Genomic DNA, 15,361 nt, shown 5'->3' with positions numbered 1-15,361 from the left:
AGCGACCTGAGGCAACGACAATGATAAAGGTTTTGGAAGGTATTACGGTGATCGAGCAGGGCACCTTCATCACGGGCCCGGCAGCCGGCATGATGCTGGCCGACCTGGGCGCAAACGTGATCAAGGTGGAGCTGCCGGGCAAAGGCGATCCGTTCCGCGCCTTCAAGGGCGGACTTTATAGCCCGCATTATCAAACCTATAACCGCAACAAACGCAGCATTGCGCTGAACACCAAAGAAGCCAAGGATCAAGCGATCTTTCATGACTTGATCAGCGATGCTGACGTATACATTCAAAACTTCCGTCCTGGTACGGCGGAGCGCTTGGGGGCGGGCGAGGAAGAGCTGCGTGCTATCAACCCACAACTGATTTATTGCGCTATAAGCGGCTTTGGCAACGACGGTCCTTACGCTAATCGTCCCAGCTATGACACGGTCGCTCAAGCCGCAAGCGGTTTTCTTAAGCTATTGATCAATCCGGAAAACCCGCGCGTGGTAGGCCCAGCCATGGCCGACGCTCTGTCAGGTTTTTATGCTGCCTACGGCATTTTGGGCGCGCTTTACGAGCGTAGCCATACCGGTAAAGGGCGTCGTGTGGATGTGTCGATGATGGAAGCTATGTGCCACTTCAATCTGGACGCCTTCACGCACTATCTCTCGGAAGGCGAAATCATGGGCCCCTACAGTCGTCCGCAGGTATCTCAGTCATACGTGATGGAGTGCGCTGATGGGCACTGGGTGGCGCTACATATGTCGTCCCCAGAAAAGTTTTGGCAGGGACTGGCGAATGCTATCGACTACCCGGAACTACTTCAGGATGCACGGTTCACGACCCGTGAAGGCCGCATCGATAATCAGGAAGCCATGATTGGCGTGCTGCGTAAGGTGTTCGTCCGAGAGCCTCGCACGTACTGGCTAGCGCGACTTGAGGCTGAAGACGTGCCGCATGCGCCCATGTACGACGCCAGCGAGGTACTGGAAGACCCACAGGCCAAGCATTTGCAGCTACGGATCAGCACTCAGCATCCGCAAGTCGGCAAGTGGGAAACGGTGCGTTCACCTGTGTCTTTCGATGGCGTTAAGCCACTAGAGGTGAGCGCACCACCGATATTGAACGAGCATCATGATGAGATCATGGAGGAGTTGAAGCAGCGCCAGCGCTGAATGATCCCAATCGTACGATGCAAGACATCATTAATAACAAGTAATAATGGGTGGCGTGTCCGGTGGGCACAACACTCCCTAGGAGCGTGAATCATGTTTGAGTTGCCCCGAAAGGAAGATATCGTCAATCACGGCATCCCCTCAACGCCGGATGACATTACCGATATTGTGATCAAGGCGTTCAGCCATACTCAGGATGATCGCTTGAGGGAAATACTCACCAGTCTGGTCAAGCATCTGCATGCCTTTGGTCGGGAAGTAAAACTGAGCGAGGAAGAGTTTACCGCGGCGATCAATGCCGTGACGCAGTTAGGCCATCTAACCAAGGATCGCCATAACGAGACCATGGTGATGTCGGATGCCCTGGGCTTCTCCACGCTAGTCATGATCATGAACCAGGATCGCACCGACGAGCAAATTTCGCCGGCCTTGTTGGGCCCATTTTATACACGCAAAGATCCAGAATATCCGCCGGGAACCAACATTGCCCGTGACAAACCCCATGACGGTGATATTCCGCTATTCGTCTCCGGGCAGGTCAAGAGTCGCGACGGTCAGCCGTTGGCTAATGCGCTGGTGGAAGTGTGGCAGGCGTCACCCGAAGGGCTGTACGAAAACCAGGATGAACGTCAGCCGCACATGAACTTGCGTGGCAAGTTTCGTACCGATGTAAACGGTCGCTACCGATTCCGTACGCTGCGGCCTGCCAGCTACCCCATCCCGACCCATGGTTTGGTCGGTGACATGCTGCGAGCACAGGGGCGCCACCCGTTCCGTGCTGCGCATATCCATTTCTGTATTTCTGCACCGGGCCACCAGACGCTAGTTACCCAGATTTTTCCGCAAGATGACCTGTTCATCGAATCCGACTGTGTGTTTGGGGTCACCAGTGCCGACCTGGCCATGGAGTTCCCTCTGCATAACGATGGTAATGCGCCCGACCCTGACGTCACCGGGGAGTACAGCACCGTCACTATCGATTTTGATCTCTCGCCAGGGGAGTCACGCTTGCCTGAATCACCTATTGGTTCTTGAAGCAGCGCCATGTTGGGTCGACAACATGGGCACAAGACCAAATAGGTTTACAACAATAACGTCAATTTACGAGCCGTCTCATGAAAATAAACAATGGCATTGCCAAGCCTCGCCCAATAATGACATTAACCGCGCTAGCCTTAGCCGTGAATGTCTCGCCTTCGCCCGCGAATGCCCAGGAAGTGATAAACCTGACGGTCGGCTCAAGCCATCCCACAACCATTCCCTGGGTTGGCATGATCCCTGATGTGTTCATCACCACCGTTAATGAGATTCTAGCTGATAAAGGTGAGTACGAAATCAACTGGACAGAAGCTTATGCTGGCCAGCTTTACGGCGCCAACGCGACTCTCACATCTGTCCGGGACGGTATTGCCGATATTGGCTGGGTGTTCAGCTATCTTGAACCATCGCGCATGCCGCTGGCGCAAATGAGTGCCTACACGCCCTTCACCACCAGTGACCCTGAACTGATGCTCGACGTCTGGAACGATATGATTCGCAATGTTCCTGAGTTCAAGGCCGAATGGGAGGAGCATGACCTGGTATTCCTGGGCGCAACGGCCTCCGATAGTTACGACATTTACTCGGATTTCCCAGTGGATACGCTTGAGGATCTGGACGGTGCGCGGCTTTCCGCGCCGGGCGTGCTGGGGGTATGGCTGGATCCAGTAGGCGCCGTTCCGGTCGATGGCACTCTCGCTAGCTATTACACCGATATCCAGACTGGGGTATCCCAGGGCGTTGTCGGCCTGGCGACCGGCAACCTGCCAGCGCGTATCTACGAGGTCGCGCCCTACATTACCCAAGTCAACATGGGGGTGGTCTTCTCCGGCGGGTTAGCCATCAACCAGTGGAGTTGGGATGGTTTACCTGAGCCCGTGCAGGAGGCCCTGATGACGGCCGGTGAAACCTACTCCGAAGCCCATGGCAAGGATCTCGCTGAACGCTATGAAACGTCAATTGAGCGCATGATCGAGCTAGGCGAGAGCCAGAACCCGCCGGTTCAGGTCAGCCAACTGTCTGAAGAAGATCGGCAGGCCTGGATCGATGGCATGCCGGATCTCGCCCGCCAGTGGGTGGAGCGCAATGAGGAGCGCGGTTACCCAGCACAGGCACTGTTGAATAACTACATGAATGCCATGCGCGAGCGCGGCCACGAGCCGGAGCGTGCCTGGGATCAGGAGTGATCTGATCGCCTGACTGACCTATATCCAGCTTTTGATTCCCCTCAACGTTACGATTCTGTCCGTCACCTGGCGGACAGGACTCCAGGAGTAGCGGGCAATGTCTTTTTCTTTAAAGACCCTGATTTTGGGGCGCAGGTTGGGCAATGCACAGCACAACAGCCTGTTTGGCTATCTGGTTGATGGCCTGAATGCAATCGGTTCCCTGCTCATCTTTATCATCATGGCGATGATCGTCATAGACGTACTGTCGCGCAACCTGTTCAACCAGCCGATTGCCGGGGTAGCGGAGCTAGTAGCGGCGTCTATCGTCATGATCGTCTTTCTGCAGTTGCCGGGCACGTTGCGACACAACCGCATGGCCCAGGCTGATATCTTTATTGTCGGCTTTACCGATAAGCATCCACGTCTGGGTAACCTTTTGATGTGTATGTTCTTTCTGGCAGGTGCGTATATGCTCTATATCGTTTATACCGGTACGCTGCCAACCTTTATACGTGCCTGGGAGCGTCAGCAGTTTATGGGGGTGGAAGGGGTGTTTACCTTCCCGGTATGGCCTATCCGTTTCATCGTTATCAGCTGTGCGGCTATCACTGTTGTGCAATATCTGCTGCTGGCGATTCAGTCCTTGTGGCTGGCTTGGCATGGCCAGGTATGCCTGACTGAGGAGGCCGAAAATGACAGGTCTTGAAATCGGTACTATCGCCGTCGTGCTCATGCTAGTGCTGATCTATTTAGGCATGCACATCAGCATCGCCTTGATGCTGGTCTCGCTGATCTCCATAGCCACACTGCGCAATTCGGAACTAGCCACGCGTATGGTCGCCGCTGCCGCGAACGATTCGCTGAGCAGCTATCTCTATGGGGTGGTGCCGCTGTTCGTGCTGATGGGATTATTGGTGGTGGTCTCTGGCGTGGGGCGCGATACCTTCGATGTGTTTCAGTGGCTGCTACGCAAAATACGCGGTGGGCTGGGCATTGCTACCGTGGGAGCCAACGGCATCTTTGCCTCTATCACTGGCATTAGCGTGGCGTCAGCAGCGGTATTCACCAAAGTGGCCGTGCCTGAAATGCGGCGCCATGGGTACACAGCCAAGTTTTCCGTGGGCGTGGTGGCGAGCAGTTCGGTTTTGGGTATGCTAATACCGCCGTCTCTGCTGATGATTGTCTATGGCGTATTGGCGGAACAGTCAGTCGGGCGCATGTTCATCGCTGGGATTATCCCAGGAATTATTTTGGCCTTAGCTTTCTGTGTTGTCATTATGCTGCTTGCTTGGCTGCGTCCCGGTTTCATGATGCAAAGCCAAACCGATACGGGCGAGGCACTTGAGGATCCGATTGAGGAAACGCCGCTAACACTGGTGTCTAAGCTAATCCCTATTCTGCTGCTGATGATGCTGGTGCTGGGTGGTCTTTACAGTGGCTTTTCACACCCACTGAGGCGGGCGGGGTGGGAGCCTTCGGGGCGCTGCTGTTGGCGCTCGCTAAGCAACGGCTGACGCTAGGGAAGTTCTACGAAGTATTGGGAGAAACAGGGTACGTCGCGGTTTCCATCCTTTTTTTGATCCTGGCTGCTTCACTCTATAGCCGCATGCTGGCATTGACGGGCTTACCGATGTCGATTGCCCAGGCAGTTACGACGATGGATCTGACCATCTATCATTTCCTGGCTCTGTATCTGTTCATCATTATCCTGATGGGCTGCATCATCGATTCAGTCTCCATCATGCTGATTGTGCTGCCCATTGTGCTCCCTATCGCGCAGCATTTTGGCATGGATCTGATTTGGTTCGGGGTAATTACCGTTGTTGCGGTTGAAATCGGGCTAATTACTCCGCCCTTTGGTATATCGGTTTACACAGTCAAAGCAGCGCTGAATGATAAAACGGTGCCCGTCAAAGAAATCTTCAAGGGGGTAGTGCCGTTTTTTATCACCATGGTGGTGGTGCTGGTTATCTTAAGTGCATTTCCTATTTTATCTACCTACTTGGCCTATCGCTATTAACGTTAAAGAGGGTAATTCATGAGCTTAATACTTACTCAGGGGGCTTTACCCAACGATGCACTGGGGCAACTGTTTAGTGAAGCACGCACCTATGCCTATTGGCAGGACAAACCGGTTGAGGATGAAACACTGCGCCATCTGTATGAGCTGATGAAATTTGCGCCAACCAGCGTTAACTGCAGCCCGCTACGCATTAAGTTTTTGCGCACTGACGATGCAAAGGCAAAGCTCGATCCTGCCTTGAGCGAGGGCAATCGACATAAAGTTCATGCCGCACCGGTAACCGCCATCCTTGCGTATGATCGAGGATTTCATCGTCACTTGCCGGAGCTGTTCCCACATGCCGATGCGAAGTCCTGGTTTGTAGGTAATGAGCCATATCGGGAAGAAACAGCTTTTCGTAACAGCAGCCTACAAGGTGGCTATTTTATTCTTGCCGCGCGGCCTTGGGTTTGGATGCCGGGCCGCTGTCGGGATTTGATAACGACATGGTGGACGGGCTCTTCTTTGCTGAAGGCGACCCTGATTACCGCAGCAATTTTTTGTGCAACTTGGGTTACGGCGACAGCAGCAAGCTCTACCCTCGCAGCCCTAGGCTGGCGTTTGAGCAGGTATGCGAGTTTTTATAAATAAGTATGTTCGCTTCCTGATTTCAATCAGTAAGTGCAGCTCCTGCGGTTGTTGGCGTTAATGTGCTTGTAGCCTATTAAAATCGGTGGACGTTCAGCACTCGGTTGATCTGCTATTTTGGATGTGGCTGCACTGCGAAAGGTGACCTTTGCGAGCTTAGCGCAGCGGAGGGCGAACGATTGTTGGCCTTCCCGTCAGCGCTTGTTTAGGATCAATAGCGGATCCCAATAAAAATAGCGAGCCGTTCTCATGAAGCCAGAAACCATTGCTCTTCACCATGGCTATTCGCCTGATTCACAAAACGCCGTGGCGGTGCCGATTCATCAAACCACCTCGTTTTCCTTCGATAACGCGCAGCACGCGGCGGATCTGTTTGATCTTAAAGTGGAAGGAAACATCTACTCGCGCATTATGAACCCCACCTGCGCCGTGTTGGAGCAGCGGGTCGCCGCGCTGGAAGGCGGTATCGCCGGGTTAGCGGTGGCATCGGGAATGGCGGCGATCACCTATGCGATCCAGACCATTGCTGAAGCGGGCGATAACATTGTCTCGATCAGCGAGCTGTATGGCGGTACCTACAATCTGTTTGCCCACACCTTGCCGCGCCAAGGCATTCAGGTGCGTTTTGCCGATAAAGACGATATTGATGGCATCGAAGCGCTGATTGATGAGCGTACCAAAGTGGTTTTCTGCGAAAGCATTGGTAACCCCTCGGGGGGGAGTGGTCGACCTGACGAAGCTTTCCGAGGCGGCCCATCGTCACGGTGTGCCAGTAATTGTGGATAACACCACGGCGACGCCGTTCCTATGTCGGCCGATTGAGCACGGGGCGGATATTGTTGTTCACTCGGCCACTAAATATATCGGTGGCCACGGCACCACCGTGGGCGGTGTGATTGTTGATTCAGGCACCTTTCCCTGGGCTAAGCATGCCAATCGCTTTCCGCTGCTCAACGAGCCTGATGTCTCCTATCACGGTGTGAGTTATACCCGCGATGTGGGCGATGCGGCCTTTATTGCCCGTGCCAGGGTGGTGCCGCTAAGGAATATGGGGGCGGCGCTGTCTGCCCAGGCGGCCTGGAACCTGCTTCAGGGGCTGGAAACACTGTCTCTGCGCATCGAGCGTATCTGCGCCAATGCCTTAGCGGTTGCCAAGTATCTGGAAAGCCACCCTTTGGTCACCTGGGTGCATTATGCTGGCTTGGAAAACCATCCCGATTATGCGCTGGCCCAGCGTTATATGAATGGTCATGCTTCGGGGATTCTTAGTTTTGGCATTGAAGGTGGGCAGGCCGCTGGTGAGCGCTTCTACGATGCGCTGGCGCTGATTCTTCGCTTGGTGAATATCGGCGATGCCAAAAGCTGCTCTTCCATTCCAGCATCCACCACGCATCGCCAGCTCAACGAGCAGGAGCTAAAAGCCGCTGGCGTCACACCGGATATGGTGCGCCTTTCAATCGGCATCGAGCACATCGACGACCTGCTGGCGGATATTGATCAAGCGCTGGCGGCCTCTCAAAGATAGTCTGTTCCGTCCCCGCCATCTCAATACCATAAGTCTAGAGATGGCGGGGGGTAACCGTTAAACGCCCTTAGAAGCCGCCAGGGTATACAAAAATTCCAGCCCCAGCGTCGCGGCAGCAAGCGAGGTAATGTCGCCGTGGTCATAGGCGGGGTTCACTTCCACCACGTCCATACCGACCAGCTCCATGCCTACCATACCGCGAATTACTTTCAGCATCAGGTCGGTGGACATACCGCCGCACACCGGCGTGCCGGTACCAGGAGCATAGGCGGGGTCGAGGCCGTCAATATCCAAGGTGACGTAGGCTGGATGATAACCCACGCGGGCGCGGATGCGCTCTAGCACGGCAGCGGGGCCATTATCATTTACCCAATCCGCATCCAGCACTTCGTAAGGGTGGTTATGGCGGTCGTAGCTGGTGCGAATGCCAATTTGCAGCGAGTGCTCAGGCACCACCAAGCCTTCTTTTAAGGCGTGGTGGAAAATGGTGCCGTGGTCGAAGCGCGTGCCTTGCTCATAGGTATCGGTGTGGGCGTCAAAATGGATCAGCGCCAGCGGGCCATGCATCCGGGCGTGGGCGCGCAGCAGCGGTAGGCTGATGTAGTGGTCGCCGCCCAGAGTGAGCATCTTTTTACCCGCTTTTAACCAGCGGTTGGCGTGGGTTTCCAGGTTGTCGACCAGGCTCTCCGGCTCGCCGTAGGCGTAATTTACGTTGCCTGCATCGCACACCTTAAGGCGATCTTCCAAGGCGAAGTCCCATGGCCAGCGCTTGCCTTCCCAGATCAAGTTAGCGGTACTTTGGCGAATTGCATTTGGCCCCATACGGGTGCCCGCACGGCCAGAGCAAGCAAGGTCAAAAGGCACACCACTCACTACCACGTCGGCGTCGGTTTGCTTGGGATCCGTTGCTTGTGCTACGCCCATAAAAGTAGAAATCACATCGCCATAAAGGCTGGGCATGGTTTGTGCGGACATCGCTTGTGGGTGGGTCACCGGTGTGCTTCTCCTTAAGTACTGGATTATCGCTGATAGTCGCTGGTGAGCGAATGTGCGGCCGACAATAAGCAATTCCTGGCGATAAATTAAATGAATGTTTAGAATTTAATCATTCGTGATATGAATAATGAGAAACCATGCGTTCGCTACGCCATTTCGATCTGAATTTGCTGCTGGTATTTGAAGCGCTGATGCGCGAGCGTCATGTCACTCGGGCGGCAGAAACGCTGCATTTAAGCCAGCCAGCCTTGAGCCATGCGCTCAAAAGGTTGCGTGAGGCGCTGGATGACCCATTGCTGGTACGCACCGAAAATGGCATGCAGCCCACGCCCAGGGCGCTGGCGCTGTTGCCTGTCGTACAGCACTCCTTGGCCCTGCTACGGCAAGGCTTGGCACCGCCTGCGCTGTTTTCGCCTGCGACTAGTAAGCGGCGTTTTACGTTGGCGACCACCGACTACTTTGAAGAGGTGATGTACCCACCCTTTCTTAGCCAACTGTTGAGTTATGCACCGGGCATTAGTTTTTCAATTGAGCTGATTACCCCGGATGTTCTAAGTGAGGGGTTGGAACAGCGCCAAATTGATATGGTGGTGGGGCTGGATAGCCAAAGCGCGCTGCCTAGCGGCGTTATTCAGACTCCCTGGATGGCTGAGGAGTTGGTCTGCTTGGCGGCTACCCATAATGATCGCGTAGGCGATGCGCTCAATATTGGTCAGTTTGCTGATGCGCTCCATGTAGAGCTGGCAGATATTAGCGGCCTACGCCCCAGCAATATCGATAGTTGTCTGGTGCAACACGGCTTAACCCGCCGGGTAATTTCAAAAAACCTCAACTATATCGCCGCGGCGCAGGTAGTGGCGCTAACGGAAGCGATCATGACGTTGCCACGTCAAATGGCTGAAAGGTTCGTTGCTATGCTGCCGGTGCGCTTAGTGGCGCCGCCCAAAGAGCTGCCAGCGCTTAAAATGACCCTGATTCAGCATGGTCTGTACGCCAATGATCCAGCCAACGTGTGGCTTTATCAGGTGCTTACTGAGTTTGCTAATGAGTTTAGACGTTAGGCAAGCCGTCATGCACACTGGCCCATGTTGTAGTTAAACAACCCAGTTGAATCAAAGGTTGAATAGTATCTGGCAGCCGCCCCGTTAGATCCTAGACTGCTAACAGGCGTTATGACGAAGGTCGAAAATGGGCAGTGCCCAACCGCTATGTGGCGGCGCTGTAGGAAGGTAACAGCAGCAGAAAAAAACAAAGGAGAACGCGAGTGAAAATAGGTGCACCGAAAGAGAGTGCCCGGGGGGAAGCGCGTGTTGCGCTAACCCCCGAGAGCGCCAAGCAGATCCAGAAGCTGGGCCACGAGTGCTTGGTAGAGAGCGGCGCAGGCCTGGCGGCGGGCTTTAATGACGACACTTATCGTGAGGCGGGCGTTACCGTGGTGGAAGGAGCGGATGCGCTCTGGAACGACGCCGAGGTGGTCATTAAAGTCCGCGAGCCCTCAGATGAAGAGGCTGAGCGGCTGCGCAAAGGCCAAACCCTGATTGCCTTCTTCTGGCCAGCGCAAAACGAAGCGCTGCTGGAGAAGTGTAAGGCTCAGGGCGCCACCGTGATTGCCATGGATATGGTGCCGCGTATCTCCCGGGCGCAGAAGATGGACGCACTCTCCTCCATGGCCAATATCGCCGGTTACCGGGCGGTGATTGAAGCGGGCAACAATTTTGGCCGCTTCTTTACTGGCCAAGTTACCGCTGCAGGTAAAGTACCGCCTGCCAAGGTGCTGGTGATCGGTGCAGGCGTGGCGGGCTTGGCGGCGATCGGCACCGCCACCAGCCTGGGCGCCGTGGTGCGCGCCTTTGACGTACGCCCCGAGGTCTCTGAACAGATCGAGTCCATGGGCGCTGAGTTCCTGTTCCTCGATTTTGACGAGAGCCAGGATGGTTCTGAAAGCGGCGGCTACGCCTCGCCCTCAAGCCCAGAGTTCCGCGAGAAGCAGCTTGAGTGCTTCCGCGAGCAGGCGCCGGATGTGGATATCGTGATTACCACCGCGCTAATTCCTGGTCGTCCCGCGCCCAAGCTGTGGCTGGAAGACATGGTTGCGGCCATGAAGCCGGGGTCGGTGGTTATCGATTTGGCGGCTGAGAAGGGCGGCAACTGCGACCTGACCAAGCCCGATGAGCGCGTGGTATCGGATAACGGCGTTGTGGTGGTCGGCTATACCGACTTCCCTTCGCGCATGGCCACCCAAGCATCGCTACTTTACGCCACCAATATTCGCCATATGCTGACCGATCTAACTCCCGAAAAAGACGGGGTGATCAATCACAATATGGAAGACGATGTGATCCGTGGCGCCACGGTGACTCACGAGGGTGAAATAACTTTCCCGCCACCGCCGCCCAAAGTCAAAGCGATTGCGGCTGCCAAGCCGAAGAAGAAAGAGAAAGAGCCCACAGCGGAGGAGAAAAAAGCCGCTGAACTCGCTACCTTCAAAGCACAAACCAAGCGCCAGGTGGGCCTGTTGGCCGTCGGTGGCGCGCTGATGCTGCTGTTGGGGCAAGTGGCTCCGGTGTCGTTTATGCAGCACTTTATTGTCTTTGTGCTGGCCTGCTTTATCGGCTTCCAGGTGATCTGGAACGTCAGTCACTCGCTGCATACACCGCTGATGGCGGTGACTAATGCGATTTCGGGCATCATTATTCTGGGAGCGATTCTGCAGATTGGCTCCGGCAGCGCCATTGTGGGCGTGCTGGCATCAATCTCGGTGCTTATCGCGTCAATTAATATCGTGGGTGGCTTCCTGGTGACACGCCGGATGCTGGCCATGTTCCAAAAATCCTAAGCGGCGGAGAGACGATATGTTAGGTCAAGGATTCGTATCTGCCGCGGCGATCGCGGCAAGCGTACTGTTTATTCTGTCGCTGGGCGGCTTGAGTAACCAGGAGAAAGCCAAGCGGGCCGTGTGGTACGGCATTGTGGGCATGGCGCTGGCGGTGTTCTTCACCTCCTTAGGGCCGGGTATCGGTGGCTACTGGTGGCTGATCCCGATGATGGTCATTGGTGCCGGTATCGGTGTCTACGTGGCGGGCAAGGTCGAGATGACCGAAATGCCGCAGCTCGTGGCAGCGCTGCACAGCTTTGTTGGCTTGGCCGCGGTGTTTGTGGCCTGGAGCGCGGATTTAGAGCGCCGCCGGGTACTGGCGGCACAAGCAGCCGATGGCGTTATGCAGGAATTTTCTGCGTTTGCCGCGTTGGTCGCCACCAAGGCGCCTGACGAGCTTACTTTTCTACAGATTGAAGTCGTGTTCGCTATCTTTATCGGCGCAGTCACCTTTACTGGTTCGGTGGTGGCGTTCGGTAAGCTGGCCGGTAAAGTGGATGGCAAACCGCGCCAACTGCCCGGTGGGCATATGCTTAACGCCGGAGCGGCGGTGCTGTCACTGCTGTTAGCCATTTTGTACCTCAACGGTGCGGGCTTCTGGACATTGATCGTGCTCGCAGCGCTGTCGTTCTTTATCGGTTACCACCTGATCATGGGCATCGGCGGCGCCGATATGCCCGTGGTGGTCTCGATGCTCAACAGCTACTCCGGCTGGGCGGCGGCAGCGATCGGCTTCACGCTCTCCAACGATCTGCTGATTGTCACCGGTGCGCTGGTGGGGTCATCCGGTGCGATCCTCTCTTACATCATGTGTAAGGCGATGAACCGTAACTTCGTTAACGTGATCTTGGGCGGCTTTGGCGGTAGCCAAGGGCCCGCGGCGGAGATCGAAGGCGAGCAGGTGGCCATTGATGCCGGCGGCGTGGCAAGTGCGCTGAACGATGCCGATAGCGTGATTATCGTGCCAGGTTACGGTATGGCGGTGGCCCAGGCACAAACAGCGGTGAGCGATTTGGTACGCAAGCTGCGTGCTTCGGGCAAGACCGTGCGCTTTGGTATTCACCCGGTCGCGGGCCGCTTGCCAGGGCATATGAACGTACTGCTGGCGGAAGCCAAGGTGCCTTACGATATCGTGCTGGAAATGGATGAGATCAATGATGATTTCGCCACCACCGACGTGGTGATCGTGATTGGTTCCAACGACATCGTGAACCCTGCGGCCGAAGAAGACCCCAACAGCCCCATCGCCGGTATGCCGGTGTTGAAGGTGTGGGAGGCCAAACAGGTGTTCGTCAGCAAACGGGGCCAGGGCACCGGCTACTCCGGTATCGAGAACCCGCTGTTCTTCAAAGAGAACACGCGGATGTTTTATGGTGATGCTCGGGATAGCTTAAATGCACTGCTGCCATTGATTGATTAGGCCTTTGCGACTTAGCTGTTCAGGCAACTTAGCTAGACGCTAGGTTACTAAGAGCCAATAAGTACTGAGCCCGCGAGCAATCGCGGGCTTTTTAGTTGTGTGTCTGACTGGCTCAGTCCTGCGCGACTGCCCATGGGATGTTGTCGATCAGTTCGGCGTCCATGTCGCGTTGCGCCAGCGTATTGACCGCATAGCGGGCGAGTCGGGTGCCAACTCGGCCGTGTCGGCAGGAACCGTACATAACGAGTACCCGTTGGGGCATGAGATCTCCGGATGCGAAGTGTCAGCCCGGTCGGGTCGCTCTCTCATCGAGTATCGTCCTCGGCAGTGTGAACCAGATACAGGTGCCTTTTCCCGGTTTGCTCTCGATGACGAGTTGGGACTCGTGACGCTTCAGCACTTCGGAGACGATAGCGAGCCCCAGCCCGGTGCCTTCACCTCGTTCACGTCCAACCGTGGTGCGATAGAAGCGCTGTGAGATGAGGGGGATTTCTTTTTCGGGGATGCCGACACCGGTATCTCGGACCCCGATCTTGAGCCGGGCATTGTCGAACTCGAGAATTCGGATCGAGACCGTGCCGCCGGTGTTGGTGGCGGTGATGGCGTTGTCGACCATATTGGTCAGCGCGTGATCGATCAGTTCGATGTCGGCGGAGACCTCGGCTATCGCCGCCTGGTTCTCAACACGAAGCTCAATGCCTTTCTCCAGCGCGCGAGGGTGGAATTTACCTAGAATGTCGTTGGCCAATTCGGCGAAGGAGAACGTGCTTGGGCATAGCGGTCGGCCAGCGATATTCGCGCGAGACATCTGAGAGAGCTGGTCGGCCAACTGGGCCAGTCGCTCCACGTTGGCGCGAATGGCGTACAGGCTACTGCGTGTTTCACCGTCGAGAGGCCAGCGATCCAACTGCTTGGCATAGCCCAACAAGGAGGTCATCGGCGTGCGGAATTCATGGGACAGGTTGGCGATGAGTTCCCGACGCTGGCGGTCGGTATCGTGCAGCGCTTCGACTTGGGCTTCGATGGTGGCTGCCATGTCGTTGAAGGCACGCCCGACCCGGCCAATCTCGTCGTCGATCGACTCGGGACTACGCTGTCGGTAATCGCCCTCGGCAAAGTGCTGGACAGTGCGGGTCAGACGAGAAAAGCGTCGCGTCAGAAAAGCGAAGAGGGCCAGTCCCACCGCCAGCGTCAATGCCAACGCCACGCAGCCTGCGATGAGCAGCGTGCGCGAGATGCTGCTCGTCTGCCAGATGTTGGCCATCGAGACGTCTGTGTTAGCCTCCAGTTGCACCAGCAGATAGCCCGATTGCTGCTGCGGGCTGTAGGTGATCGGGGCAACCGAAAAAACGCCCTCGTCGCCCTGGCAGGGCATGTCCGCGTAGACCGGCAGCATGGGCATGTCGGAAAGCAGTTCGTCGATAGCATCCCGGTCGATTCGGTTGCCAAGTCCACAGCGGTCAGGGCCGTAAGCGCCAACCACCTTGCCATCGGTGTCGAGCACGTAGAGCGAGAGCGCCGGATTGATGGTCATGACCCGCTCGACGGCCGCTAGCGTCGAGGGGGCGTAGACGCCCTCGTCGAGTGAATCCTGCAGTACGCGGGTCAGATGATGAGCCATGTCGATCTCATTGCGCTGCAGCCATTCTCGTCCCAACTGGTTGAACTGATCGACCGCCACCAGCGTGGTCGTGGTGGAGAGTGCGATCATGCTCACCAGATAGACGAACACGATGCGCGCGAACAGGCTGCGATAGGTTCTGCGCAACGATTGGCCCAGGCTCATGGGGCGTGCTCGTCGGAGGCGGATGCCGGGGCGACGGCGTCGTCGGTGAACCGGTAACCGGTGCCCCATACCGTGAGAATGTACTCGGGCCGCGCCGGGTCTGGTTCTATCTTGCTGCGCAACCGATTGATGTGCGTATTGACGGTGTGATCAAAGCCGTCGAATTCCGGGCCCCATACGGCATCGAGCAACTCGCTGCGGGAAAAACCCTTACCAGGATGGCGGGCAAAGAATACGAGTAGGGCGAACTCCCGGGTTGTGAGTTGAATCATTTTTCCGTCGCATTTGACGCTGTAACCGTCGATGTCGATCTCCAGCGCCTTTATCTTCATAAGCGTCGACGACGTACGCTCCTCCATCGCCTTTCGACGACGCAGTAGTGCTTGGATTCTCGCCAAGAGGATGTCGGTGTCGAATGGCTTGGTGATGTAGTCGTCGGCACCGATTTCCAGACCGACGACCACGTCCCGCGTGCCGGCGAGCGCCGTCAGCATGATGATCGGAATGGTGGCGTCGTGAGTGCGAATGTCTCGACACACGGCGAGACCGTCGATACCCGGCAGCATCAGATCGAGAACGATGAGCGAGGCATTCCGCCATTGATGCAAGGCTTCTTCCCCGGTCAAAACCCAGGTCGGCTGATGGCCCGCTTGTACGAGAATGCTCGTTAATAGCCGACCGATATCGGGATCGTCCTCGACGCAAAGTATCGGGCACGACATATCGGATCTCCTCTAAG

General features: G+C 56.1%; 11 protein-coding genes and 3 pseudogenes. 10 read left to right on the top strand and 4 right to left on the bottom strand.

From position 1 onward, the window contains the following. Positions 1-20 precede the first annotated feature (20 nt). From OM794_RS20385 to OM794_RS20350, 7 genes and pseudogenes are all read left to right on the top strand, one after another. Positions 21-1,163 carry a CaiB/BaiF CoA transferase family protein gene (locus OM794_RS20385; RefSeq protein ID WP_226246636.1) on the top strand — a complete coding sequence of 381 codons (1,143 nt, stop codon included), beginning with the start codon at positions 21-23 and terminating at the stop codon, positions 1,161-1,163. Between the two features lie 93 nt (positions 1,164-1,256). Then, positions 1,257-2,198, top strand: coding sequence for a dioxygenase (locus tag OM794_RS20380; protein WP_226246637.1), 942 nt, complete (start codon positions 1,257-1,259; stop codon positions 2,196-2,198). A gap of 80 nt (positions 2,199-2,278) precedes the next feature. Beyond that, positions 2,279-3,388, top strand: a complete 1,110-nt coding sequence (locus OM794_RS20375; protein WP_226246638.1) for a C4-dicarboxylate TRAP transporter substrate-binding protein — start codon at positions 2,279-2,281, stop codon at positions 3,386-3,388. Between the two features lie 97 nt (positions 3,389-3,485). Then, positions 3,486-4,076, top strand: coding sequence for a TRAP transporter small permease subunit (locus OM794_RS20370; protein ID WP_138801185.1), 591 nt, complete (start codon positions 3,486-3,488; stop codon positions 4,074-4,076). Continuing rightward, a pseudogene (locus tag OM794_RS23435) lies at positions 4,063-5,390 on the top strand (TRAP transporter large permease). Before OM794_RS20370 ends, OM794_RS23435 begins: the two are co-directional and overlap by 14 nt. Before the next feature lie 18 nt (positions 5,391-5,408). After that, positions 5,409-6,019, top strand: a pseudogene (locus OM794_RS20355) (malonic semialdehyde reductase). Between the two features lie 250 nt (positions 6,020-6,269). Then, positions 6,270-7,545 (top strand): annotated as a pseudogene (locus OM794_RS20350) (O-acetylhomoserine aminocarboxypropyltransferase/cysteine synthase family protein). 57 nt (positions 7,546-7,602) lie between these two features. On the opposite strand, the gene speB reads toward OM794_RS20350, so the two are convergent. Beyond that, on the bottom strand, positions 7,603-8,505 hold the full coding sequence (gene speB / locus OM794_RS20345; protein ID WP_226247025.1) for an agmatinase: 903 nt from the start codon (positions 8,503-8,505) through the stop codon (positions 7,603-7,605). Positions 8,506-8,678: 173 nt separating this feature from the next. Between speB and OM794_RS20340 the strand changes: the two genes are divergently transcribed. From OM794_RS20340 to OM794_RS20330, 3 genes are all read left to right on the top strand, one after another. After that, positions 8,679-9,602 (top strand): LysR family transcriptional regulator, encoded by a 924-nt coding sequence (locus tag OM794_RS20340; RefSeq protein ID WP_226246639.1) that lies wholly within the window; start codon positions 8,679-8,681, stop codon positions 9,600-9,602. 203 nt (positions 9,603-9,805) lie between these two features. After that, complete coding sequence (locus OM794_RS20335) at positions 9,806-11,377, top strand: Re/Si-specific NAD(P)(+) transhydrogenase subunit alpha (RefSeq protein WP_138801180.1); 1,572 nt, start codon at positions 9,806-9,808, stop codon at positions 11,375-11,377. 16 nt (positions 11,378-11,393) lie between these two features. Further along, positions 11,394-12,836, top strand: coding sequence for an NAD(P)(+) transhydrogenase (Re/Si-specific) subunit beta (locus OM794_RS20330; RefSeq protein ID WP_226246640.1), 1,443 nt, complete (start codon positions 11,394-11,396; stop codon positions 12,834-12,836). A 112-nt stretch (positions 12,837-12,948) separates the two neighbouring features. Here the strand turns inward: OM794_RS20330 and OM794_RS23430 are convergent, their stop codons facing one another. Genes OM794_RS23430 through OM794_RS20320 form a run of 3 tightly spaced genes read right to left on the bottom strand, consistent with a single transcriptional unit; the run spans position 12,949 to position 15,344 of the window. Further along, positions 12,949-13,077 (bottom strand): hypothetical protein, encoded by a 129-nt coding sequence (locus OM794_RS23430; protein ID WP_413927733.1) that lies wholly within the window; start codon positions 13,075-13,077, stop codon positions 12,949-12,951. A gap of 42 nt (positions 13,078-13,119) precedes the next feature. Next, complete coding sequence (locus OM794_RS20325) at positions 13,120-14,622, bottom strand: sensor histidine kinase (protein WP_226246641.1); 1,503 nt, start codon at positions 14,620-14,622, stop codon at positions 13,120-13,122. Next, a complete protein-coding gene (locus tag OM794_RS20320; protein WP_226246642.1) occupies positions 14,619-15,344 on the bottom strand; it encodes a response regulator transcription factor in 726 nt (241 codons plus the stop codon). The genes OM794_RS20325 and OM794_RS20320 overlap by 4 nt, the downstream gene beginning before the upstream one ends. Positions 15,345-15,361: the final 17 nt, after the last annotated feature.

The organism is Halomonas sp. BDJS001 (genome assembly GCF_026104355.1).
GTDB lineage: Bacteria > Pseudomonadota > Gammaproteobacteria > Pseudomonadales > Halomonadaceae > Vreelandella.
Note: the sequence above shows the minus strand (reverse complement) of the source record. Positions and strands in the feature narration are given on the sequence as shown.